General features: G+C 65.3%; 25 protein-coding genes and 2 tRNA genes. 12 read left to right on the top strand and 15 right to left on the bottom strand.

From position 1 onward, the window contains the following. Window positions 1-8 precede the first annotated feature (8 nt). The 6 genes from uvrC to LK996_RS01205 all read left to right on the top strand — a co-directional run bounded on the left by uvrC (window position 9) and on the right by LK996_RS01205 (window position 4601). Complete coding sequence (gene uvrC, locus LK996_RS01230; RefSeq protein ID WP_230525359.1) at window positions 9-1874, top strand: excinuclease ABC subunit UvrC; 1866 nt, start codon at window positions 9-11, stop codon at window positions 1872-1874. Beyond that, complete coding sequence (pgsA, locus tag LK996_RS01225; RefSeq protein ID WP_230525358.1) at window positions 1871-2452, top strand: CDP-diacylglycerol--glycerol-3-phosphate 3-phosphatidyltransferase; 582 nt, start codon at window positions 1871-1873, stop codon at window positions 2450-2452. Before uvrC ends, pgsA begins: the two co-directional genes overlap by 4 nt. A gap of 26 nt (window positions 2453-2478) precedes the next feature. Further along, window positions 2479-2554 (top strand) — tRNA-Gly (locus LK996_RS01220). 71 nt (window positions 2555-2625) lie between these two features. Continuing rightward, a tRNA-Cys gene (locus LK996_RS01215) sits at window positions 2626-2699 on the top strand. Window positions 2700-2872: 173 nt separating this feature from the next. After that, entirely contained in the window at window positions 2873-3577 is a 705-nt protein-coding gene (locus LK996_RS01210; RefSeq protein ID WP_230525357.1) for a hypothetical protein, read from the top strand. A gap of 37 nt (window positions 3578-3614) precedes the next feature. Continuing rightward, the gene (locus LK996_RS01205; RefSeq protein ID WP_230525356.1) at window positions 3615-4601 is read left to right on the top strand and encodes an HNH endonuclease; all 987 of its coding nucleotides are present in this window, start codon (window positions 3615-3617) and stop codon (window positions 4599-4601) included. Window positions 4602-4624: 23 nt separating this feature from the next. Here LK996_RS01205 and LK996_RS01200 read toward each other — a convergent pair whose 3' ends face one another. From LK996_RS01200 to LK996_RS01170, 8 genes are all read right to left on the bottom strand, one after another. Further along, window positions 4625-5824 (bottom strand): hypothetical protein, encoded by a 1200-nt coding sequence (locus LK996_RS01200; protein WP_230525355.1) that lies wholly within the window; start codon window positions 5822-5824, stop codon window positions 4625-4627. A gap of 108 nt (window positions 5825-5932) precedes the next feature. Then, window positions 5933-6145 carry a phage terminase large subunit family protein gene (locus tag LK996_RS01195; RefSeq protein ID WP_230525354.1) on the bottom strand — a complete coding sequence of 71 codons (213 nt, stop codon included), beginning with the start codon at window positions 6143-6145 and terminating at the stop codon, window positions 5933-5935. Next, entirely contained in the window at window positions 6133-6522 is a 390-nt protein-coding gene (merC, locus tag LK996_RS01190; RefSeq protein WP_230525353.1) for an organomercurial transporter MerC, read from the bottom strand. Before merC ends, LK996_RS01195 begins: the two co-directional genes overlap by 13 nt. 370 nt (window positions 6523-6892) lie before the next feature. Beyond that, window positions 6893-7840: a hypothetical protein gene (locus LK996_RS01185; RefSeq protein ID WP_230525352.1), complete on the bottom strand. Its 948-nt coding sequence runs from the start codon at window positions 7838-7840 to the stop codon at window positions 6893-6895. Then, window positions 7827-8042: a hypothetical protein gene (locus LK996_RS01180; protein ID WP_230525351.1), complete on the bottom strand. Its 216-nt coding sequence runs from the start codon at window positions 8040-8042 to the stop codon at window positions 7827-7829. The genes LK996_RS01185 and LK996_RS01180 overlap by 14 nt, the downstream gene beginning before the upstream one ends. Beyond that, window positions 8039-8236 carry a helix-turn-helix transcriptional regulator gene (locus LK996_RS16725; protein ID WP_425493690.1) on the bottom strand — a complete coding sequence of 66 codons (198 nt, stop codon included), beginning with the start codon at window positions 8234-8236 and terminating at the stop codon, window positions 8039-8041. The genes LK996_RS01180 and LK996_RS16725 overlap by 4 nt, the downstream gene beginning before the upstream one ends. A gap of 91 nt (window positions 8237-8327) precedes the next feature. Next, on the bottom strand, window positions 8328-8987 hold the full coding sequence (locus LK996_RS01175) for a hypothetical protein (protein WP_230525350.1): 660 nt from the start codon (window positions 8985-8987) through the stop codon (window positions 8328-8330). An 8-nt stretch (window positions 8988-8995) separates the two neighbouring features. Continuing rightward, window positions 8996-10339: a tyrosine-type recombinase/integrase gene (locus tag LK996_RS01170; protein WP_230525349.1), complete on the bottom strand. Its 1344-nt coding sequence runs from the start codon at window positions 10337-10339 to the stop codon at window positions 8996-8998. Between the two features lie 305 nt (window positions 10340-10644). Here LK996_RS01170 and LK996_RS01165 point away from each other — a divergent pair, with 305 nt between their 5' ends. Together LK996_RS01165 and LK996_RS01160 are read left to right on the top strand one after the other, a co-directional pair. Continuing rightward, the gene (locus tag LK996_RS01165) at window positions 10645-10977 is read left to right on the top strand and encodes a hypothetical protein (protein WP_230525348.1); all 333 of its coding nucleotides are present in this window, start codon (window positions 10645-10647) and stop codon (window positions 10975-10977) included. 125 nt (window positions 10978-11102) lie between these two features. After that, complete coding sequence (locus LK996_RS01160; RefSeq protein WP_230525347.1) at window positions 11103-12230, top strand: TolB family protein; 1128 nt, start codon at window positions 11103-11105, stop codon at window positions 12228-12230. Between the two features lie 41 nt (window positions 12231-12271). Here LK996_RS01160 and LK996_RS01155 read toward each other — a convergent pair whose 3' ends face one another. After that, window positions 12272-13351, bottom strand: coding sequence for an acyltransferase family protein (locus LK996_RS01155; protein ID WP_230525346.1), 1080 nt, complete (start codon window positions 13349-13351; stop codon window positions 12272-12274). A 128-nt stretch (window positions 13352-13479) separates the two neighbouring features. Here LK996_RS01155 and LK996_RS01150 point away from each other — a divergent pair, with 128 nt between their 5' ends. After that, a complete protein-coding gene (locus LK996_RS01150; protein ID WP_230525345.1) occupies window positions 13480-14010 on the top strand; it encodes a hypothetical protein in 531 nt (176 codons plus the stop codon). 26 nt (window positions 14011-14036) lie between these two features. Here the strand turns inward: LK996_RS01150 and LK996_RS01145 are convergent, their stop codons facing one another. After that, window positions 14037-14483: a hypothetical protein gene (locus LK996_RS01145; protein WP_230525344.1), complete on the bottom strand. Its 447-nt coding sequence runs from the start codon at window positions 14481-14483 to the stop codon at window positions 14037-14039. 208 nt (window positions 14484-14691) lie between these two features. Here LK996_RS01145 and LK996_RS01140 point away from each other — a divergent pair, with 208 nt between their 5' ends. From LK996_RS01140 to LK996_RS01130, 3 genes are read left to right on the top strand one after another with little or no spacing between them, the layout of a single operon-like run. Continuing rightward, complete coding sequence (locus tag LK996_RS01140) at window positions 14692-15087, top strand: VOC family protein (RefSeq protein ID WP_230525343.1); 396 nt, start codon at window positions 14692-14694, stop codon at window positions 15085-15087. A gap of 19 nt (window positions 15088-15106) precedes the next feature. Beyond that, the gene (locus tag LK996_RS01135) at window positions 15107-15517 is read left to right on the top strand and encodes a DUF1801 domain-containing protein (protein WP_230525342.1); all 411 of its coding nucleotides are present in this window, start codon (window positions 15107-15109) and stop codon (window positions 15515-15517) included. Between the two features lie 46 nt (window positions 15518-15563). Continuing rightward, window positions 15564-15962 carry a DUF1801 domain-containing protein gene (locus LK996_RS01130; RefSeq protein ID WP_230525341.1) on the top strand — a complete coding sequence of 133 codons (399 nt, stop codon included), beginning with the start codon at window positions 15564-15566 and terminating at the stop codon, window positions 15960-15962. Window positions 15963-15997: 35 nt separating this feature from the next. Here the strand turns inward: LK996_RS01130 and LK996_RS01125 are convergent, their stop codons facing one another. From LK996_RS01125 to LK996_RS01105, 5 genes are all read right to left on the bottom strand, one after another. Further along, the gene (locus tag LK996_RS01125) at window positions 15998-17185 is read right to left on the bottom strand and encodes a c-type cytochrome (protein ID WP_230525340.1); all 1188 of its coding nucleotides are present in this window, start codon (window positions 17183-17185) and stop codon (window positions 15998-16000) included. A 162-nt stretch (window positions 17186-17347) separates the two neighbouring features. Further along, entirely contained in the window at window positions 17348-19858 is a 2511-nt protein-coding gene (locus LK996_RS01120) for an excinuclease ABC subunit UvrA (protein WP_230525339.1), read from the bottom strand. A gap of 83 nt (window positions 19859-19941) precedes the next feature. Further along, on the bottom strand, window positions 19942-20520 hold the full coding sequence (locus tag LK996_RS01115; RefSeq protein ID WP_230525338.1) for a hypothetical protein: 579 nt from the start codon (window positions 20518-20520) through the stop codon (window positions 19942-19944). 79 nt (window positions 20521-20599) lie between these two features. Next, window positions 20600-22153, bottom strand: a complete 1554-nt coding sequence (locus LK996_RS01110) for a hypothetical protein (RefSeq protein WP_230525337.1) — start codon at window positions 22151-22153, stop codon at window positions 20600-20602. Next, the gene (locus LK996_RS01105) at window positions 22150-23034 is read right to left on the bottom strand and encodes an ABC transporter ATP-binding protein (RefSeq protein WP_230525336.1); all 885 of its coding nucleotides are present in this window, start codon (window positions 23032-23034) and stop codon (window positions 22150-22152) included. The genes LK996_RS01110 and LK996_RS01105 overlap by 4 nt, the downstream gene beginning before the upstream one ends. Window positions 23035-23089 lie beyond the last annotated feature (55 nt).

Genomic DNA, 23089 nt, shown 5'->3' with positions numbered 1-23089 from the left:
ATGCCCCTGTGACCACCCAAGCTTCGCAGCAACCTCCCTTCGACGGCAAGGCCTTCGCCCGCGCCCTCGGCACGCAGCCCGGCGTGTACCGCATGTACGGCAAGGACGACGCCGTCCTGTACGTCGGCAAGGCGCGCGTGCTGAAGAACCGCGTCGGCAGCTACTTCAACGCGACGCCGAAGACCGCGCGCACGATGGCCATGCTCGCCCAGGTCGTGCGCATGGAAGTCACGGTCGTGCGCACCGACGCCGAAGCGCTGCTGCTCGAGAACCAGCTGATCAAGTCGCTCGCGCCGCGCTACAACGTGCTGCTGCGCGACGACAAGAGTTATCCGTACGTGTTGCTGACGCAGGAAGCGTGGCCGCGCCTGGCGTTCCATCGTGGCCCGCGCGGGATTCCCGGTCGTTACTTCGGTCCGTATCCGAGCGCGGCCGCGGTGCGCGAGACGCTCAACTCGATGCACAAGCTGTTCAAGTTGCGCAGCTGCGAAGACAGCGTGTTCCGCAATCGTTCGCGGCCGTGCCTGCAGTACCAGATCGGGCGCTGCAGCGCGCCGTGCGTCGGGCTCGTGCCTGCGCGCGATTACGCCGATGCGGTGCGTCGCGCATCGTTGTTCCTCGACGGCCGCAGCGAAGAACTCGGCAACGAACTCACGTCTGCGATGGAAGCGGCGAGCGAGCGCCTCGACTTCGAGGAAGCCGCACGCATGCGCGACCTCGTGCAGACGATCCGCAAGTTGCAGGCGCGCCAGTACGTCGATGGCCAGGCCGCCGACCTCGACGTGTTGAGTGTCGCGATGCAGGGCGCGTCCGCATGCGTGCTGTTGCTCGCGTTCCGCGACGGACGCAACCTCGGCACGCGCGCGTTTTTCCCGAAGACCAACGGCGCGCCGCCGGAAGAAGTGCTGTCCGCGTTCATTTCGCAGTACTACGGCGAACAACCGCCGCCGCGCGAGATCGTGCTCGACCGCGACGTGCCCGATCGCGAACTCATCGAAGTCGCGCTGTGGGAAACCGCGGGCCGCAAGATCCAGCTCAAGTGCAACGTGCGTGGCGAGCGGGCAGGGTACGTCGACCTGGTGCGCCGCAATGCCGAGCTCACGCTCGCGACCGAACTGGCGAGCCACGCCGCGCAGAGCGCGCGCGCCGAAGCGCTGCGCGAAATGCTGGGCCTGGCCGAAGTTCCAAAACGCATCGAATGCTTCGACATCAGCCACACGATGGGCGAAGCGACGGTGGCCTCGCAGGTGGTGTTCGACGCCAACGGTCCGGTGCGCGCGCAATACCGCCGCTACAACATCACCGGCATCGAACCCGGCGACGATTACGCGGCGATGCACCAGGCGCTCGAGCGCCGCTTCCGCCGCGCGATCGAAGAGGGCGGCGTGATGCCCGACGTGTTGCTGATCGACGGCGGCAAGGGCCAGCTCGCGCAGGCCAATGCCGTGCTGAAGGATCTCGGCGTGCCGAACGTGTATGTCGTCGGCGTGGCGAAGGGCGAGGAACGCCGCGCCGGCCACGAAACGCTGATCCTCCCCGACGGCCGCGAACTGCGCCCCGGCGCCGAATCCCCCGCGCTGCAATTGGTGCAGCAGGTCCGCGACGAAGCCCATCGCTTCGCGATCACCGGCCACCGCGGCAAGCGGCAGAAGGCGCGTTCGACCAGCCGGCTCGAGGACATCCCCGGCATCGGCCCGCGCCGGCGCGCGAGCCTGCTCAAGCATTTCGGCGGCCTGGGCGGCCTGAAACAGGCGGGCGCGGAGGAGATCGCGCGCGTGGAAGGCATCAACGCCGCGCTGGCGGAGCGAATCTATGCGACGCTGCACGGGCTGCCCGTGCCGGCAGCGGGAACTGAAGCAGGACGCGACGGATGAAGATGACGGTACCGACCATGCTGACCCTCGCCCGGATCGTGATGATCCCGGTGCTGGTGCTGGTCTTCTATCTCCCTTACAAGTGGACGAACTTCGCCGCGGCGTTCGTGTTCGCCTTCGCTTCGGCCACCGACTGGCTCGACGGCTGGATCGCGCGCCGCTGGAACCAGTACTCGGCCTTCGGCGCGTTCCTCGACCCGGTCGCCGACAAGCTGATGGTCGCCACCGCCCTGTTCCTCATCGTGCAGAGCCACCCGACCAAGTGGATGGCGCTGTGGGCCGCGGTGATCGTGGGCCGCGAGATCGCGGTGTCCGCGCTGCGCGAATGGATGGCCGAACTCGGCCAGCGCGCGAAGGTCGCGGTCGCCTCGATCGGCAAGATCAAGACGATCGTGCAGATGGTCGCGGTGACCCTGCTGCTGTACCAGGCGCCGATCATCGGCATCCCCGTGTTCACGATCGGCGAGTGGATGCTGGCCGTCGCCGCACTCCTCACGTTGTGGAGCGGTTTCGAATATCTGCGTGCGGCCTGGCCCTCGTTGCGAGAACAGGCGCACGCAGGTGTTGACACCCAATGATTCGCCCGTAAAATGGCGGGCTCAACGCGGGAATAGCTCAGTTGGTAGAGCACGACCTTGCCAAGGTCGGGGTCGCGAGTTCGAGTCTCGTTTCCCGCTCCAGTTTTAGACGAAGCCCCGTTCGCGGGGCTTCGTTGTTTAAGTCGGATATGTTTGAATCCGATACGTCATCCGGCCGGGTGGCAGAGTGGTTATGCAGCGGACTGCAAATCCGCGTACGCCGGTTCAATTCCGACCTCGGCCTCCAGATGTAAATACGCGCCCCGCTTGAAGAATTCTTCATGCGGGGCGTTTTGTTTGCGCGCCAAAAAAAAGTCGTGTCCGGCCTATGTCCGGCGTTCAAGGCAGCGCCTAGGAAAAGTTCGCGATGGCGGGGCGCGAGCGGTCGCTACACTCGCGACATCGAAGGGGGAGGCGGTCGTGGACGATCAACCGTACTGGCCAAGTTACGGCGAGGTGCAAGCCGTTCTCGCGAAATGGGCATCGGATCAGCCTGCGATCAGGCGTGTGGTTTCGTTCGGTGGACCGCTGCGCGTCGACGGTTCGCTCGACCTTGTGTTTGAAGTTGACGAGCGCGCGCTCAAAACGGCGTACGGCGCCGACGCAGCGTGGCAGTCTGCCGAACGCGATTGGCATGAGCAGTTGCAGTGTGCGTTGCCCTACGCCCTTACGTTGCGCAAATCGAACGGCGGCTTCGATCCCATCACGAAGAAGGGTTTAGGTGACGGGCAACCCTATTACGTCATGCAATCGCTGGTGCGCCGGGAGAACATGACCAGCGGCGTCATGTTCATCGCTTTCGCCGCGCTTGACGCATGGGTGCTGATGAACGGCGAAGTGCCTGCCGGCACCTGGAAGTATTGGCTGTTTCTACTCGGCGGAATCGGCTTCTTCTGCGCTGGTGCGCTCGCGCTGGTCGCGTCGGTTCGCAATTGGAGCTTGAGCAAGTCGAATAGAACGTTCGAAACCGCCCTTGCATGGGCGGTCGGTACACCCTTTCTGCTTGTCGGAATCGCCATCGCCGCATGGCTGCTTTTCTACGTCGCCGGCTGGCTGCATTCGATACCGGCGTGGGCAGCGGTGATCATCGTGTTGCTCGTGATCCTTTTGCTCAAGAAGAAGTAGTGAAGGCGTGGGGTCGTCGCCCGAGAGGGGAGGGGAAGTGACCGGCAAGTTTTTCGACGGCGTGCTTGAGCACAAATTCTCGGAAAGCACGTGCTTTCTATGTGGCGCGCACATTCAGCCCGGCAAGGACACGGTCGAGCACGTCATCCCGAAGTGGGTGCAAAACGAGTTCGATCTTTGGAACGTGCGAATCCATTTGCTCAACGGCACTCTGATCAAATACCGCAATCTGGTCATCCCGTGCTGTCAGCCGTGCAACAACGAACACCTGGCGAAGGTCGAACAAGTGGTTCAGGCGAACGTGCTTGCCGGGGCGGAGGCAGTGCGGGCAATGGACCGCGTCGTGTTGATGCAGTGGTTGCTGAAGATTTTCTTCGGCTTTCTCTATCGCGAAGTGTTCTTGCCTGCCGATCGCGCGAAGCCTCACGTTGGAACAATCGTTACGGCCGAGGATATGGAGCAGTTTCAGTTGCTTCATTACATGCTTCAGTCGGTGCGCGTGCCGACGAAGTTCGACGCGTTTATCAATGACATTCCGGCAAGCATCTTCGTGTTCGAACTGAAGGAGCATGAGCCATTCAGATTCGACTACAAAGACGATGTCATACACGGTTGCTTATGTCTTCGTCTTGGCCGGGTTGGAATTCTCGTTGCTTTTGACAGCGGTGCGCAGGCGTTTGTTGGTGCGGACTATTTCTCAGAATACTATGGGCGCGCGCTTCACCCCATCCAGTTCGATGAACTGGCGGCGAGCATGTTTGCGAAGGCGCGTACGCTGCTGGTCAACCCGAAGACCATGTTCGTTGAAACGCCGCAAGGAATCGATTTCTACGTGTTGCCGTTTGCAACATCACCATCCCGGCCAATGTTTGGCGAGATGTTGCCGGAAGCGGTGGGCGAGTTTCTTTGTCGTTTCGCGCGCCTCCCGCGAGAGGTGGTGATCCCGGAGCCTGGCAAGCGGATCACTTTCTTAGTCACCGATGATGGCCAGTTTCGTGACATTCCAATCGACGCCTTCGACTAGTGGACGTCGAGCGGGGCGCGTCACTATGTTCGCGCCAGCAATGCCTCAACACGGGATGGTACGTCTTCAATCTTCGCGACCACTTCGGTGTTGTATTTCGTCGCGTGCCTTGCAGTGATCGGTGACATATATCGATCACTTCGGAAAAGGTCGACATAGGGCGCGTACATCGCATGGACAGCATCGACGAAGTCGCTCGGCCCCGGCGTTCGTGCGCGCGCACCGAACGCGCTGCGAAGGGAAGAATGCATGACGCGAAAACCCGTGGAGATTCCAGGGCAATACGTGTCGACGTCAGTGGCATCGGCCCAGTTGAGCGGCAAGGCGTCCTCTTGATCGATCAACCGTTTAACGGCGCTCAACAACAACGTGTCCTGTTCTCGTCCCCATCCGGCGGCCGTGAAATGCACTGCAAGCGAGCTGCGGCCTCCGTTGCGTTCTTCCGCTTCCATCGCGCGCGTGACGGCTTCGGCCGCCTTCGCCATTTGTGCTGCACGGTTCCGGGCCGGGCCGCGAACCCATTCGCCGATTTGGCCTAGCCGGTCGTGGTGGTCGGCGAACCATCGCATCATCCAGCTTGGGTCGCGAAGGCTTTCTAGAAACGCCTCTTCCGCCTGCGCCGCACTCGCGCGGCCCGCCATGAACTGAAGCAGGACGTCGGCGTCTTGCCGTCGCATGGGGTACACGCGAAGGATGTCGTCCAACGTCGATTCCGCGACATCGTCTATCGCGCGCGGCCGAAACCGACCGCCCTTCAGGGCGGACCCTTGAAGGGTTCGACGCTGCTTGCGGTTCAATCCGCGATCTTGTCCGGCGCGTTTAACCGCGTTGGCGGCGCCGAGAGCCTGAACGGGGGTGACGATTTGTGCAATGTCCGGAAACCATGTCCCGTCATCCACGATGGCCTCAACGGGGGCCGTCGACCGAGTCGTGAGGCGGCTCACCTCTGCCTTCATGAGGCGGTCAAAACTTACAAGGCAATTTCGCCGGCAAAGGGCGACAAGAAGGTCGGTGCGTTCGGTAGCGTAGTGCGCGTGACGTGCCTCGACCGGCGCCATCTCGCTCATGTGCGCAGCGGAAAAAACGAAGCGCACGTTTTCGTTCCTCGCCAAGGCGAGAAGGCGGTCGCGCGTTGTCCGTAGCGATGCAGTCGCACGAGGGTCGGACAGGTGCGAGAAGTCGCTGCTGTCCAGATAGACGGTTACCGGGCGGCGCGTGCGCATCGATCTCCTTTCGCAGGCGGTACACGGCTTCAGGTTTAGGGGCTACTGCGCGAGGTCGCGCGATGGGCCGACGTAAACACGTGAACCGTGGACCGCATGAAAAGCAACCTAACAGCAGCAGGCGCGATCCTGTTGCATGGGCGGGCACTTCACCGTGCCGTAGGAGCAGTAGACGCAGCAGTCACCGGCATGCGGCTCCAAGACTTTGCCGCAGCCGGCGCAGTCATAGAACCACTGGCATGCGTCGGTCGGCATTGTGTCCACTTGCGCGTGGCCGCAATGGGGGCAGGTGATTTTCGATTCGAGGATCACGTCGGACATTTGCGCGCCACCGGCTTGAACAGGTCGAACAGGGAAACACAAACCATCAGCGCCAATCCGACGTAAAACACGTAGATGCCCCAGTCGCGATGCCAGAACACGAGCAGCGCCAGCAGGACGGCCGCCGGACCGACGAGTGAAAGGCTGCCCCGAAGGGCATTCTTGTGGCGATACCAGGCGACGACGTTCGCCACCAGCGCCAGCGCCGCGAAGGCGGGCAGGAGCTTGCGGAACATCAACCCTTCGTAGGGCGCGAGGAAACCAAGGCCGAGGGCGACGCCGAGGGAGCCGAGGGCCGGGAAGCAGCCGGCGCAGGAAAGGGCGCTTAGCAGCGCGCCGGCGCTGCTGGCCTTGTCGATGGCTTTTGTAATTTGCATTGGCAAATGGTCGCGAGGATCACCTGAGCCGTCAATCGATACCCAACAACACATCGTGCTGGGCGGCTCACCGCCTACCCCCCAAACATCAATTCGCGACCGTATGGAAACGGCGGGACGCGCGGTCTCAGCCATCGTGCCGGCCAACTTTGGACCTCCCCCCACCCCCGGGCCGCCGCACTCGCCCTTGGGCCGCTCGACCATCGGTCGCGTTGCAAAACGCGACTAGTGATTACGGCGCCTTGATCCCCCTTGATATCTGTAGCTGCGCAGGCTCATCGACGCGATGGCGTGTAGCGTGAGCCTTGAGAATTACGATGCATTGAACCCCTTTGATGACCCTTGATTAACCTTGATATCTGTAGCGGCATCAGGCGCCGCCGAATCGCAAATACTCGTTTGCCTTGGCTTCGCAAGCCGCGGCATGGTTCGAATACCAGGCAGTCGTCCGCGCGGTGTGGGGCCGGTACACGAGTCGATACACACCGACGACGGCAACGTTGCACATATGCCTTTCAACGGGGAGGGCGTACGTGAACTTCTCTGCGGCATGTCGGTGTCCGTCCGGCAGCGCCTCCAATGCGAACGATGCCGCCATCGCGACGGCCTTGCCGTGATCGTCTCCTGAAACTGCGTGTATCAGCTCCGCGTCCGCCGCGTCGCTTTCGGTGAGGTAATCGACCCGTTCAAGCAATCCCATCTCCTCGACCGCGTATATGAAATCCCAGACCCGGTTGCGCTCCGCGCCGCGCTGCCCGCGAAAGCGCGCAAGTGGACCGCTGTATGAGCACACGCGCTCCTCGGCTTCCATGAACCCATAGATTCGGTACAACCCTCGGTCGCAGATATGCTCGGCCTTGAGGAACGGCGAACGAATCAAGCTGCGCGGCAGCCCGCCGTCGCCGGGCAAGTCGTGCAGGCCGTACAACTCCACGAATGCCTGCATGAAGTCGACGTCCTGCGCTTCGCGAAGCCGTCTGATCGGCGCCTTTTCCTTGCCGGCGGCCGTCACCAGCGTGTTCGGCAACCAGATGAGATCGTCGTCATCGTCTGGCCGACCGATTGCATACCTCGGGCGCTTGCCGTCCTTGAGTCGTTCAACGACGCCCAACTTTATCAAGTCACCGATTGCGTCTCTTGCCTTGTGCCAATTGACGCCCGCATACCGAAACGCCGCGTCCGCGCTCCAACTGGTCGTGACGTTGTCGCGCTGCGTTCCGCACGCCATTACCAAGATGACGGCGGCGTGCCGGACGCCTTGCTTGCAGGCGGCTTCCCACTGCGGCCTTCCGATGGCGAAGAAGTCACCCTGCGCCACGGGACGCACCGCGCTTGATCGCCGGCGCCAGACACGCGATGGCGCCATCGAGGAGGTCGGCAGCCTCAACCACACCGTCTTCAGGCCGATCCGTGATCAACGCCAACTGCTCCAGATGGGCGCGAGCACCGTGGACCAAGCGAATGACATCGCGAAGATCACCCGCCGACTCGTCCCTTTCGTGGCCTTCCGTCGCGTTCATCGACGGCCCTCCGCCGTCGACGTCTTTTGCTGCTCGATCCAGCGCGCGACGTCAGCCGGGTCGTACGCCACGCGACCGCGGATTCGATAGAAAGGCGGGCCGACGCGGAGGCGCCGCCAACGTTCGAGGGTCGCTGCGCTTCGGTTGAGCCGACTTGCAAGCTCGCGCGCCGTGAGGGTGTTCAATTCGTTCACTGCAAATGCCCTGCGTTTGGGGGACGAGCGGGCATCATTTCAGCGCACGCGCGGCGCGGCGCTAGGTAGTTCGGGCGATTAGCGGCGGCAACTACCTACTGTCCTCAAGGTTCCGCAGTTCGTTCGGCGCGCTGGGCATGGGCACGCCGCAGGCGGAGAGCAGTTCCGCGGCGACTGCCCGCGCACGAGCGGCTGTCATCGGCGGGTTGGAGTGCGTCGTCAGTGTGTCGATCACCACGCGAAGTGCCATGGCGCGCGCAGGGTTCGCAGTGGGGCCGCTTCGTGAAGGTTGAGCCTCTACACGCGCGGCGGCACCCTCAAACGCAGCCGCCAACTCCTCCAGGGCGAGCATCGCGCGCTCGGCTGCGGGTTCAAGCAGGCGCCGTCGTTCGTCCCATTGCGCCGCTTCGGCAGCGGCCCATACGTTGGGCGCGACGTGCCGAAGGCGCTCTGCACCCTCGCGGCAGTATTCAGCGAGAACATGCGCCTGCGTGACCTCTTCCTGATGGGTGAGTCGGACGGTCGTTCCGTCGTCTTCCATGTCGCGCCACAAGGACACCATTTCGCCAAGTGCGGCATAGATCGGCGCCGGGTCAGCAACGGCCGCGCCGCCCGCTCGCAAAATGTCCTGCAACTGTGGTTCCGGCAGCACGACAGGCTCGACAAGGCTGCCGGAGGGAACGGCCTGTCGCTCGCGACGGGTCAGCTTGGGCAGCCCGCGCTTGAACTGTGGCGGCTTCTTGGTGGGCATGCGGTCGGTCAGGCCAGCGCAACGCGCGCAGCGAAGGCCACAACGTTGGAACGGCCGGATTCCATGAGGTCCAGCAACGTTTCCAGCGCGCGTCGCTTCTCGCGCGCATAGTCATGCTTGTCGTAGTGCCGGTTTTGCACGCCGCCAAGGCCGTGCGACTGAAGTTGCGCACGCGTCTCCATGGAAACGCCCGCTGCGGCCAACCGCGTTTCGACGGTAATGCGCAGCTCACCCGGCGTGAAGGGTTCGCCGACTTCGCCAGCATCGACCATGGCAGCGGAGACGGCAGCGACGTGGCGGCGCACAGCGTGGAAGCCGGCGCCGGTCGCGCCGCCATCCAGCGTAAACACGTGCGGCCCCTCACCGCCGCGCATCAATTCGATTGCTGCGAGCGCATGGGGCAGGAGGGGCACGACGTGCTCGCGTGCATTACGTCGGCGGCCCTTGCCATCGAGAATGGTGACCGTGTGCGCCTCTGCGTCGACATTGCGGGCGGTGATCCGGGCGAGCTGCGCGCACCGTTGCGCGCCGGTGAGAAGGTGAAAGCGAAGAAGGGCACCGGCGGCGCCCGGCATGTTCCGGATGCGGCCCCAATAGGCGGCCAGCTCGGGGAGGGTCAATGCGCGCTTACCGTCTTCATGGACGTCGTCGGCAAGCCGCGTCGGCCGCTCAATCGTCGCGAGGTCGCGCCCGATGTTGGGCAAGGCCGCGAAGGGCGCAAACAAATGGGCAGTCTTGGCATTTCCCCGCGAAGCAGCCGCCATCGTGTAGGCGGCGCGGATGTAGCTGCGGGTCTTCTCCGCCTGGCGCCATTTGCCGGCCTTCGTGAGCGCGTTCAAGATCACGACGAGGTCATCCAGCGTCACCTCGTCGACCGCCTTCCTCCAAGTCTTCGGATGCGGCTTTTCGATGGTGGCGGCGATCTCGCGAGCGACGCCATCGGCGCTGGCCTTCTTGCCGAATCGCAACGCTTCCACGTAGGCCGACAGCAAGGCGCCGAACGTGGCGCTGGCCCGCACGCGGCGAGCGTCTTCAGCGGCGCGCTGTTCTTGCCGTTCCGCAAACGGGTCGCGCCCTTGGTTCACCAGCAGTCGGAGCCTCCGCGCCTGTTCGCGGGCGCTGGTGACGGTATGCGGGCCGAAGTCGCCGATTACGTGCCGACGCTCGCGTCCCTCCGCGGTGACGTACACGAGCAAGAAGGCTTTCCAGCCGGCCGCTGTCGTCCGCACCGCGAACCCGCGCACGAATGCGGTGTCGCTGGCGCTGCGCGGCACGTCGTAGTCGATGCGATTACCAGACGCGGGCGGCTCCAGCGCGCGCACGCTCTTGTCGGTCAATACCAGCTTGGTCATGTCCCTTCCCCTGATTCGTGTCCGGCGCGTGTCCGGCGCATGGCCGTGTCCGGCTCATGTCCGGCGCAATTTGCACCAGCTATGCGGGGTTGTGCAAGGGTAAAAACATAGTCAAATCAGGATATTAGCGGCGCTCATAACTGAATGCGCTGCGGGTATGCGGCTTGTGGTCTGGCCCATCGCGGACTGCAAATCCGCGTACGCCGGTTCAATTCCGACCTCGGCCTCCAGATACGACAAAGGGTCACGCGAAGGCGTGGCCCTTTTTTGTTGAGTTTCGGAGGACGGCGCGCTCTGATTGCGTCATGTCCAAGTCGACGTTCTTCCAGAGATTGGTGTCATGTCCACACTGTGGCGATCGCATCGCCATCGAGGACTCGCGCACTTACGTCCCGATTCCCGAGAAGAGCACCCCGAACCGGCAGGTGCAGTGGATGTACACGGTCTGTCCTCGCTGCCGGCATGACTACATCGTGATCGGTGAGCAGCGCGCAGCCTGGATCGCCTTGGGTGCCTTCTTCGCGTCGGTTGCATCGACGTTCTTCATCCCCTCGTGGTGGACATTGATCGTCGTTGGCGCGGTGCTCTTGCTCCAGAACAAGATCATGCAGCTGTTCGTCCGCGCGGTGCGCGCTTAGCAGTTGGGGCGCGCTCGGTGCATGGCAGTGCATTGGCACTCAGGCGCACTCAGCTTGATGACGATGCCGTTGACGACGCCGGTTCGATACTCGTCGACTCACGGGCCGCATCGGGGAGTCTTGCCATGCATCGCACCCGTTTTCTCGCTTCGCTCGCCTGTTGCCTCGCGCTCGTCGCAGGCAGCGCCAACGCGCAACTCGCCGACACCGCACACAAGCGCATCACCTACACGCGCTGGGTGGAAGCGCCCGAAGGCGGCATCAGCAACTTCGACCTCTACCGCATCGACAGCGATGCGAGGAACCGCCGGCTGCTGATGCCCAGCATCGTCGGCTTCTATCGCTGGCAACCGCAATGGTCGCCCAGCGGCACGTATGTCGTCTTCTCGCAAGTCCGGGATTCGAACTTCGATACCGCGGTGATCCGCATCGTCGATCTGTTCGGACAGAATGCGCGCCAGCTCACGACCGGCACCGGCTTGTTCGACTGGCCTTCGTGGAGTCCCGACGGCAAGTGGATCGCGTATCGATCGCTGACGCTCGCCGGGTCGTGCATCACCATCGTGCGGCCGAACGGCAGCGACCGCCGCAACGTGACCTGCGTGAGCGGCGTCCGGGAGATGCAGGCCCGCGCGGCCGAGTGGTCGTCGGACAGCAAGCGTTTGTACACGGCCATCGGCAGCAATCCGTTGCCCGAAGGATTCCGATTCCTGCAGCCGGTGCGAATCGATGTCGCCAGCGGTGCACGCACCCCACTCGCGCCGGCCATGCAGGTGGACGGCAACCAGTACTCGCTGATCTTTTCTCCGGACAGGAAGAAGGGGATCGTGCAGAACCTCGGCGGTGTCGGGGGCGGCGCGCTGATCTGGGACTTCCCGAGCAACACCACCGGCGCCTTCATCGATGGGTACTCGGCAGTCTGGTCGCCGGACGGCAAGTCCATCGCGTTCGCGCGCCCCGTGGTGTCGGGACTGGGCACCGAGCGCGATACGCATCTACCGTTCACCATGAACGTCGACGGCACGAATGTGCGCCCGCTGCTCACCACGATCCTAACCGGCCTGTATTACGCGCCGGTCGACTGGTCCGCCGACGGCAAGCGCGTGCTGTGCAATCGCCAGCGCTACGAACAGCGGTCGCCTGGCGTCTTCGTGCCGACGCTGGAGATGCGCGTCATCGAAGTCGAGACCCGCGCAATCACGAATCTCGGCTTTGGCCGGGCGGACTGGGGGGCGTGGCATCGCAGGCATTGAAACGGCAGAACCGTTTGCGCGTGTGACGCCGCCGAGCCGCGTTACACCGCCGGCTTCGCGTTCAGATCGATCCGGGTTTCCGCTACCGCATACGGTCGACGCCAGCGCATCGCAGGTCGCTCGATGAGCTTCCCCGTGAGCCATCCGGGGAGGCCCATCGCGAGGAAGAACACGAACGCGGCGGCGAGCGCCGCGTACGTGTTGGTCATCGGATAGCCCGCGCGTTCCAGCGCGCTCGCGACCTTGAACACCCAGAAGAAGTGCAACAGGTAGATCGAGTACGAGACATCGCCATAGAAGGCGATCGCGCGCGAGAGGCGCGAGTCCTCCAGGCGCAGGCTGTCGTACCACGCCACCAGCCCGCCCCACGTCATCGCTTCCACGGTCGGGATGAAGACCCATGCGACGCTGTCGCGCGTCGTGTAGAAGCCGCCCACCGCGTCGAACGCCCACCAGCCGACGGCGAAGGCGGCGAGCCACGCGATGACGTAACGCCCGCGCCCCCTGACGACATCGCGGCAATGCCACGCGAGGATGCCGCCGACGAATTGATCGATGCGCCCGCCGAGCGTCCAGTACGCGAAATCCTGCACGTTGCCGCGCAGCAGATGGACGCCCACGCGCACGAGCATCGCGACGACGATGATGCGGACAAGGTGCTTGGGCGATTTCGCGGCGGCCCACAGGATCAGCGGAAGCAGGAGATAGAACTGCGCCTCCACCACGATCGACCAGCCCCCGTTGGGCCACGTCGGCAGCACCAGGCCTCGTGCGAGCAGCGTGAGGTAGTCGCCCAGGCTCCCGCCGTGGCTGGTCCAGGACATGGCATTCCACAACAGGACCAGCGACAGCAGCGGCAGCAGTCGCAACGCGCGGTTGAGCAGGAACGGCGCGAACAACATGCGCTTGCCGTCCAGCAGCTTCGCGAACAGGTAACCGGAGAGCACCATGAACAGCGCGACGCCGGTATGCCCCTCGTGCAGGACCGCGAAGGGCCCGATGGGCGCCTCGTCGGACGCGTGCTGGGACACCGGGATGAAGTGCCAGCAGACCACGAGGAACGCTGCGAGCGCCCGGAGGTGATCCAGTCCGATGTAATGCTGGCCGCTGGTGGAACGCATCGCTGCAGTCTAGTGACCGGGCGGCAAACGAACCACCGTATCCCGGGGCAATCGGCGGCCCCGGGGCCGATCACGAGCTTGCGACGACGCATTTGCAAGGCTCTGGCTCTTCGCGTGGAGTCGCTGCCATGCCGGATGTCTCCGTCACCGCTGAAGTCTCGAACCACAAAGTCGCCGCAGTGTTTCCGAATGCGAACGTCGCGCGGCAGGCCGCCGCGGCCGTCGCATCGACGCTGTCGCTCGGCGGATCGCAGGTGCAACTGATCCGCCCCGGCGAGCCGCACCCCGGTCGCAAACTGGAACCCGAATCGCGCGGCATCTGGCACACGATCGTGGTGGCGCACGTGAAGCTCGGGATCGCAGGCATGATCGCGGGCGCCGTCGTGTTCGGCGTGCTGTATGCGATGGGCATTCCGTTCATCGTCAACTCCGCGATCGCGGCGTTGCTCGTGCTCGTGTTCTTCGGTGGTGTCGCGGGCTTGATGCTCGGCGGCCTCGTGTCGCTGCGGCCGGATCACGATCGCTATGTGGAAGCCACGCGCGATGCGATGGAAGAGGGCATGACGACGGTCGTCGTGCATGCGTTCTCGGCCGAGCAGCGCGCGCAGGCGGCGGAGTTCCTGCGCTCGCGCGGGGGCGAGGTGACGTCGACGTTGTAGGCGACGTCGCACATGCACGTGTTGCCTTACGGTTTTCTCGTCGGCTCTACGATGGTCCCGTCCATCAACACGGCGACGAACTGGTCGTAACCCAGCACGCCATTGCCTTCCATCATCGGGCGGAACTGCACGCGGTAGTACCACCGCGGCGACGTTTGCCGGCACCCGGCACTCGTCAGCAGGATCTCCGCGATCCTGACATCGTCGTAGCGACGATAGCGGTGCTTGCCCCAAGCGAGCGCAAGCTGGCTCGCCTTCGCCACCGAAAGAGGCGGATCGCTGTTGCCCGGCGTCCAGGCCGGCATGCGCGCAAGCGCATCGAAATCCAGGCGCAGTTCGGTCGTTTTGCCGTCCGGTCCGGTCGTGCTGTACACCGATTCCATGCCGCACCCCGGGGGCGATGCGACGGTGCATCCCGCGAAGGCGAACAGGCTCGCGAACAGCGCTGCGTTCAGGCGCGCGGCGATCTTCATGCGTGGTCCCCTGGATGTTCCCGTTGTTCGACAAACGGCATCGCTGCGTGCGACAGGCCAACGTGACCGCAGGTCACCAGGCGCTATAGTCTGCGTGGTGCAAGAATCCGTCGCCTGCCGCCGTGAACTGGATGCAGTTCGATGAACGCGTCGGGCGGCGTTGAAGCTGACGAGCCCACCGATCACCTGACACTCAGAGCGCCCCACCATGCACCGATCCCGCCTCTGCGCCCTGCTGATCGATTGCAACGTCGACGACATCGAAGCCGCCGCGCGCTTCTGGTCGGCTGCGCTCGGCCGCGACATCGATCGCGACCATGCCGGCACGCGCGGCAACTACGTGATGCTCGAAACGCCGCCGGGTGAAGTGATCGTGCAGCTGCAGCGCGTCGAACACGAGAGCCGCGTGCACATCGACATCGAGTCCGACGACATCGAGGCGGAAGTCGCGCGGCTGGAGAAACTCGGCGCCGTGATCGATCGGCGGCTCGAACGCTGGGTCGTCATGCGTGCGCCGACGGGGCAGCGCTTCTGCGTGGTGCGCGTGCAGCGGCCCGACTTTCCGGACAACGCCAACGCCTGGGATGACGACGCGACCGGGTGAGTTGGTAGACTCGGCGCCGATGGAGAAACCCCGGCTCCTCTCCGGCGGCAATCCGCAGATCCCCAAGGGATACGGCGACGCACCCGTGCACGCGTACGTCGCCGCGATGCCCGGTTGGAAATCCGATGTCGGCCGTCGCCTCGATGCGCTCGTCTCGCGCACGCTGCCCGATGTCCGCAAGGCCGTGAAGTACAACTCACCGATGTATGGCGCGGTGGAACGCGACGACTGGTTCCTGAGCTTCCATTGCTTCGACCGGTATATCAAGGTCGCGTTCTTCCGCGGCGGATCGCTGCGGCCGGTGCCGCCGGTCGAATCGAAGCAGGCGCACGTGCGCTATCTGCACCTCCACGAAGGCGATGCGATCGACGAAGCGCAGTTCGTCGACTGGGTGCGGCAGGCCAGTGCATTGCCCGGCGAACGTCTGTGACGAATCATTGCGGATCGACCTCGCGTCCTCTCAACCAGGGAACCCTATGAAGAAGTCGACGAACGGCACGAAGGACAACACGGGCGACGGCCCCGCGCGGCTGATCGACGAGCGCATCGCCGAGCTCGGCGACTGGCGCGGCGAAGCGCTCGCGCGCATGCGCAAGCTCATCCACGCGGCCGATCCCGACATCGTCGAGGAATGGAAGTGGCGCGTGCCGGTGTGGTCGCATGACGGCATCGTGTGCACGGGCGAGGCGTACAAGGCCCACATCAAGCTGACGTTCGCGCACGGCGCGGCGTTGAAGGATCCTGCGCACCTGTTCAACTCGAGCCTGGACGGCAACGTGCGCCGCGCGATCGACATCCGCGAAGGCGAGACGATCGACGAGAACGCACTGAAGGCATTGATCCGCGAGGCGGTGGCGCACAACCAGTCGCCGTAGGAAACGGCGACTGGCTCGACGCTGCAACGAGCGGATTACAACGTCTTGAGGTACTCGACGATGTCCGCGCGCTGCGCTGGCGTGAGGCCCAGCTGGCGCACGTCGTTGTAGTGCGCCACGACGTCCTCGAGCGATTCGGCGCTGCCGTCGTGGAAGTACGGCGGATGGTGCTGCAGGCCGCGCAGCGGCGTGGTGCGATATGCCTTCGTCGTCGTGCGCGCGGCGTACGCGCCATCCATGCCGGTTTCGGCCGGCGCGTGCAGCTTGCCGCCGTTGTTGTCGGTGCCGGTGGCGCCGACGTGGCAGCCCTGGCAATTCTGCGCGAACAAGGGTTTGCCGCGTTGCGCCGCGGCGACGTCGTAGCTGTTCGGCGGAGGCGGCGGCGTGTTCAGGCTCAACTGGTACGCGCGCAACGCAGGCAACTTCGGTGTGACGATGTCCGGCGTGCGCTGGATATTGATGCCCAGGCGCGGATCGACGAACACGCCGACGCCGCCCATCTGCGTGATAGCGACGTACGCGTTCCAGTACGAGATCGGCGCTTCGCCGGTGTAGGTTTCGTTCTTGATGTGCTGCAGGCCATACGCGGGCGGCAACACCAGAGGCGTGCTCTTGCCGTCGATGTTGAAGCGCGGGTCGTACATGCCCGGGCCCCAACTGTTGTAGACCTCTTTCGCCGCGTCCGGCACCGCGGGCGACAGGGCGATGATCGCGCCCGGGTCGAGGTCGCGGTTCGGCCATCCATCGAGGCGGTGACCGATGCCGTCGCGCGCGGAGTCATCGACGGTGGAATGGCAGAGTGCGCAGGTGACGCCGAGGCTGGTGATGACGTTCTCATCGTTCACCGTCGCCTTGACGCCGACGACGGCGTTGAGCTTCAGCAGCGCGACCGTGGTCGCGGCGCTGTTGAGGTCCGCGCTCGCGAGCACCTCGGGCGGCACCGCATCGACGTCGACCTTCAAGCCGACGCCCAACGCCTGGACCGGCGTCAGGTTCTGCACGACTTCGTGCATGCGCAACTGATCGGTCCACTGGCGTTCGTCGCCGAACGTATCGAAGCGGAAGATCTCCTTGCCCTGTGCGATGAGTTGCGGGTTCAGTGCGTGCGTGGAGGGCGGAGGCGTCGCGGCCTGCGCCTGTCCTTCGCTGCCCGAGCATCCTGCAAGCGCCGCGACCAGCGCGGCGGACAGGCTGACGAGCACGATGTTGTCGAGTTGACGCATGGCGGCTCCCTCCGGGGCACGACCGCGTCCGCGTGACGCGGCCTCTGAACAAGGGATGGAGCATGGCACCGCGAGGTTCCCGCGGCAGTGCAGTGTTCAGCGCGGTGATCCGTTCGTGCGCGTGGCGTGGTGACGTGCGTGCACGCTTGCGTGCCACTACTATCAACGGGCGCGTTGGTTCAAAACGTCGCGCAGATACTCGGCCGTGCGGCTGCGTTTCGACTTCGCCACGGTCTCGGGCGTGCCTTCGACGACGATGTGTCCGCCTTTCTCGCCCGCGCCCGGGCCGACGTCGATCACCCAATCCGCATCGGCGACGACGCGCATCTCGTGCTCGACGACGATGACGGTGTTGCCCGCGTCGACGAGGCCGTGCAACTGGCGCATCAGTTTGTCGACATCGTGCGGATGCAGGCCCGTCGTCGGCTCATCGAGGACGTACAGCGTGTCGCCGCGCTGGCTGCGCTGCAGTTCGGTCGCGAGCTTGATGCGTTGCGCTTCGCCGCCGGAGAGCTCTGTCGCGGGCTGGCCCAGGCGCAGGTAGCCCAGGCCGATGTCGTGCAGCAACGCGAGCGGACGTTGCAACGGCGCTTCGTCCGCGAAGAATGCGAGCGCTTCGTCGACGGTCATCGCCAGCACGTCGGCGATGTTCTTCCCGTTCCATTCGATCTCGAGCGTCTTCGCGTCGTAGCGCGCGCCGTGACAGGTGGGGCAGGGCGTGAACACGCTGGGCATGAACAACAGTTCGACGCTGACGAAGCCTTCGCCTTCGCACGTCGGGCATCGGCCCTTGGCGACGTTGAAGGAGAAGCGGCCCGCGTCGTATCGACGCGCCTTTGCGGCCTTGGTCGCGGCGAACAGCTTGCGCACGTGATCGAACAGGCCCGTGTACGTCGCGAGATTGGAGCGCGGCGTGCGGCCGATGGGCTTCTGGTCGACGTTGACCAGGCGGCGGATGCCTTCGGCGCCGGACGCGATGCGACCTGTCGTCAGTTGCACGACGGTCGGTGCATCGCGCTCTTCTTCCTCCGCTTCCGGCGCGGTGCCGAGATGCGCGCAGATCAAGTCGACGAGCGCCTGGCTCACGAGGCTCGACTTGCCCGAGCCTGACACGCCGGTGACGGCGGTGAATGCGCCGAGCGGGAAGCGCGCGTCCACGCGGTGCAGGTTGTTGCGCGACACGTGTTCGAGCGCCAGCCAACCCGCGGGCGTGCGACGTTCGCGATGGACGGGCGCGGCTTCGTCGAACAGGTAACGGCGCGTGCGCGATGCATCGACGTTCGCCAATCCATCGGGCGGACCGCTGTAAAGGATCCGCCCGCCATGCTGGCCCGCCTCGGGGCCGACATCCACGATCCAATCGGCGCGCCGCATCATGTCGAGATCGTGCTCGACGACGAAGATCGTGTTGCCCGCCGCACGCAACTGGTCGAGCGCCTTGTGCAGCGCTTCGCTGTCCGCTGGATGCAGGCCGGCCGACGGTTCGTCGAGCACGTACACGACGCCGAACAAGTGCGAACGGATCTGCGTGGCGAGGCGAAGCCGCTGCAGTTCGCCGGGCGACAGCGTCGGCGTCGTGCGGTCCATCGCGAGATACCCGAGGCCGAGTGCCTGTAATGTCGCGATGCGATCGAGGAGGTCTTCCGCGAGGCGCTGCGCGGCGACGCGCTTCTCCTCGGAAAGGCCGGGCGCCTTCGCCTTCGCGGCGGGCCGCAAGACCTCCGCCATGCGATCGAGCGACAACGCGGTGAGTTCGGCGATGTCGAACCCCGCGAACTTCACCGACAGCGCCTCGCGCTTCAGGCGCTTGCCCTCGCACACCGGACAAATGCTGCCGACCATGTAGCGCGACACGCGCTTTTTCATCGTCGCGCTCTGCGTGGTCGCGAACGTGTGCAGCACATACTTGCGCGCGCCCATGAAGGTGCCCATGTACGCGGGCTCTTCCTTGCGGCGCACCGCGGCGCGCGTTTCCTTCGGCGTGTACCCGGGATACACCGGCGCGACCGGTTGTTCCTCGGTGAAGAGGATCCAGTCGCGGTCCTTCTTCGGCAGGTCGCGCCAGGGAATGTCGACGTCGTAACCGAGCGTCACGAGGATGTCGCGCAGGTTCTGTCCATGCCACGCGGGCGGCCACGCGGCGATCGCCTTCTCGCGGATCGTGAGCGAGGGATCGGACACCATCGATGCTTCCGTCAATTCGTACACGTTGCCGAGGCCGTGGCAACGCGGACACGCACCTTGCGCGGTGTTCGGCGAGAAGTCCTCGGCGTAGAGCATCGGCTGTTTCGCCGGGTACTCGCCGGCACGCGAATACAGCATGCGCACAAGGCTCGACAGCGTCGTGACGCTGCCGACCGATGAGCGCACGCTCGGCGTTCCCCGCTGCTGCTGCAGCGCGACCGCGGGCGGCAACCCTTCGATCGCATCGACATCCGGGATGCCGACCTGGTCGATCAGCCGCCGCGCATACGGATTGACCGACTCGAAATAGCGCCGCTGCGCTTCCGCATACAACGTGCCGAACGCGAGCGACGACTTGCCCGACCCCGAGACGCCCGAGAACACGACGAGCGCGTCGCGCGGGATATCGACGTCGATGTCCTTGAGGTTGTGTTCGCGCGCGCCACGGACGCGGACGAAGTCATCGGGGGTGCGGGCGGCGGCGGGCATTCGCGGAGGATGGCAGGGAGCGCGATTGCGTTGGGGTGAAGGGGGACGTTGCCCCCTTCAGAGCCCCGCGGAGCGCCGCGCGTTTACTTCGCGGCCGGCAGGTATTGCGCAGGCAACGGCAACTCCGGCGTCTCGGCCTGCCACATCAGCGACACGATCCACCAGCGCTTTCCATCGTTCATCAACTGCAGCGTGTTGATGCCACGCAAGGTGACGTTGTCCTTCTCGATCGTCGCCTCGTACGTGCTGAAGACGTGCGCGATGTTGCCGAACTGCTCGACCTTGCGCGCGAGTTCCTTTTCGTGGAAACCCTTCTCGAGCAGCAGCGGACCCGACGACGCGACGTAGTCGTTCACCGTCATCAGGCGGATGCCGATCGCGTCCTTCGACTTGCCGCCGACCGGCATCATCCGCGCGCCGGGCACGAACAGCGAACGCATGCGGTTGAAGTCGCGCGCCTGGCCGGGCGGGCCGGAGATCACGTCGTAGATCGCGGCGATGATGCCGTCGATCGACTGCACGTCGGCGTCCTTCGCCGGCGGCACGGTGGTGACGACCGGGTGCGACGGCGGTGCGGGCGTGTCATGCGATTGCGCGAACGTCGGGGCGGCGAGGGCGAGCAGGGGCGCGGCTACGAACAGCGCGGCGAGCTTGAGGCGCATGGCAGGTCCTGTCGGTGAAGTCGGGCAAGGCTGCGGGGCGGCGGCCCCGGGGTCAAAGGTCGTTAGTCATCCTCGCACGCTACGCGCGCGCGGTGACCGTGTGCCACCACGCCCCGACGAGCAACGCGAGCGCGGCTGGCAACAGGGCCGCATGCCACGCCAGCGTCGTCATCGGCGCGGACACCACGTCGAGCACCAGCGCACCCTGCACGCTGACGTAGCCGGCCATGAGCAGCACGATTTCGTAAGGGCGCGCGTTGCGGAACAGCGCGCCGAACCCCAGTCCCCACAGCGCGACCGATGCGCCGGCCACGATCGCCGCGATGCCCGCAGCGGGGTGCGTCGCGAGGAGCCGCACGATCGCGGGGGCGACCACGCACCACGCGAGGCCCACGCAGATGGTTGTGCGCGCCGCGAGCAGGCGACCGCGCATGCCTGCTGCGGTGAACACGAGCGCAGCGGTGTTGGTGTCGCGTTCGCGGAACGCGAGTCGCGAGTAGACATCCATCGACAGCACCCACGCGGCGACCATCGCGAAGACCAGCCCTTTCTCCGGTGCGAAGACCTGGGTCGCGAACGCGGCGAACATCGCCAGCCACCACCACCAGCGTCGCGGTCGCAGCACGAGGCGGACTTCGGCAGCGATCAACGCGCCGAACGCCGAGCGTTGCAACGGCGCTAGCAACGCGTCGAGCCAACGCAGGCGCGCGCCGCCATTGTCCGCGACCGCGCGCACCGCGGCGTTCGCGGCGAAGCGATCGAGCAACGGCGTCGCCGACAGCACCAGGACGAAGCCGAGCAGGAGCCACGTCGCGCGCGCTTGCAGCATGGCGCATGTCAGCGGCCAGGCGTTCCACGTGAGCAGGACCGGCGCCTTGCCTTCGAGCATCTGCTTGCCGACGCTCAGACCGAGTTCCTTGCCGGCATCGATCGAGGGCCATGCGCGCGACAGGTCGTACTCCGCGACGAGCAGGCCGTGCGGATCGCCGGGCCAGGGCAGTGCTGCGCCCGGCGCCTGTTCCGCCTGCGACACGCCGACGCCGAGCAGCGCGAGCCACAGCACGAAGAACGCGATGTTGCCGAGGCTGCGCCGCAACCACGGCACGAGGTCGAACCACACCGCGAGCGCCGCGGTCAGGGCGAGCGAGGGCAGGGTGAGGAACACGACGGGCTTTGCGAGTTCGATGACGTCGATGCGCAGGTCCTCGGCGCGCACCAGCTGCGCGACGAGTCCGACGCCGAGCCCGACCGCCAGGAGGGCGACGAACACCGCGAGATGACTCAGCCACTTCGCCAGCAGATACGCGCTTCGGCGCATCGTCGTGGCGACCAGCAGTTGCCACGCGCGCGTCTCCAGGTCGCGCACGACGGTGCCGCGCACGAGATAGAAGCCCGCGAGCGACAGCAACGAGCTGTACATCAGCGCGACGACCATGCCGATCCACGCGCTCGAATAGCGGCCGCGCATGCCGTCGCCGACCGACATCGTGAGGAAGTCCGCATTCGCCGCGGGGAAACACCACCACATCGCCGCGCCGAGTGCGACGAGCACGATCCAGAATCGCGGCGAACGCAGGCGCTGGCGCAGGTCGGCTTGCAGGATCGCGCCGATGGCGCGCGGCAGTCCGCTCATGCCGCGGCCTCGTTGCGTTGCAGCAGCCACAAGTAGGCGTCTTCGAGATCCGGCGACACGGGAACGGCATCGGCCGACGGCGAGGAGTCGGCGACCACGCGGACCTCCATGCCATCGGGGCGTCGCTGTGCGCGGCTGATGCGATGCTTCGCGCGCACGTCGGCGAGCTGCGACGGTGCGATTCTCCAACTCCACGCGTGACCTTCCGCCTGCGCGATCAGGGCTTCGGGTGCGCCGTGGAAACGCAGGCGCCCTCCAGTGAGCACCGCGAGTTCGCCCGCGCTCGCTTCGATGTCCGACACGATGTGCGTCGACAGGATCACCAGGCGCTGCGCGCTCAGTTCCGCGAGCAGATGACGGAATCGCACGCGCTCCTCGGGGTCGAGGCCCACGGTGGGTTCGTCGACGATCAGCAGCGCGGGATCGTTGAGCAACGCCTGCGCGATGCCGACGCGCTGGCGCATGCCGCCGGAGAACGTGCCGAGGCGACGGTCCGCGGCATCGTGCAGGCCGACCATGTCGAGGCACGCATCCACGCGATCGGCCACGCCGCGCGCGGGCAGGCCCTTCACCGCGGCGAGGAACTGCAGGAACTCGCGCGCCGACAAGGCTTCGTACACGCCGAAGTCCTGCGGCAGGTAACCGAGTTCGTTGCGCAACGCATCGGGCTTGCGCGCGATGTCTTCGCCGCGCCACGTCACGCGGCCGGTCGTCGCCTTCGCGAGCGTCGCGAGCACGCGCATGAGCGTCGACTTGCCCGCGCCGTTGGGGCCGAGCAATCCGACGATGCCGGGGCCGAGCGACAACCCGACATCCGACACCGCGTCGTGTCCGTTGCGATAACGAAAGCCCACGCCTTCCAATGCGAGTTCGCACGCCATGCCGATCGTCCCGGTTATCCCTGCGTGCCACCATGCTAGGGAACCGGCACACCTG

The sequence above is a fragment of the Noviluteimonas lactosilytica genome (genome assembly GCF_020866925.1).
Lineage (GTDB): Bacteria > Pseudomonadota > Gammaproteobacteria > Xanthomonadales > Xanthomonadaceae > Noviluteimonas > Noviluteimonas lactosilytica.
The sequence above is the reverse complement of the archived record's forward strand: the minus strand, read 5'-3'. Positions and strand labels throughout refer to the sequence as shown.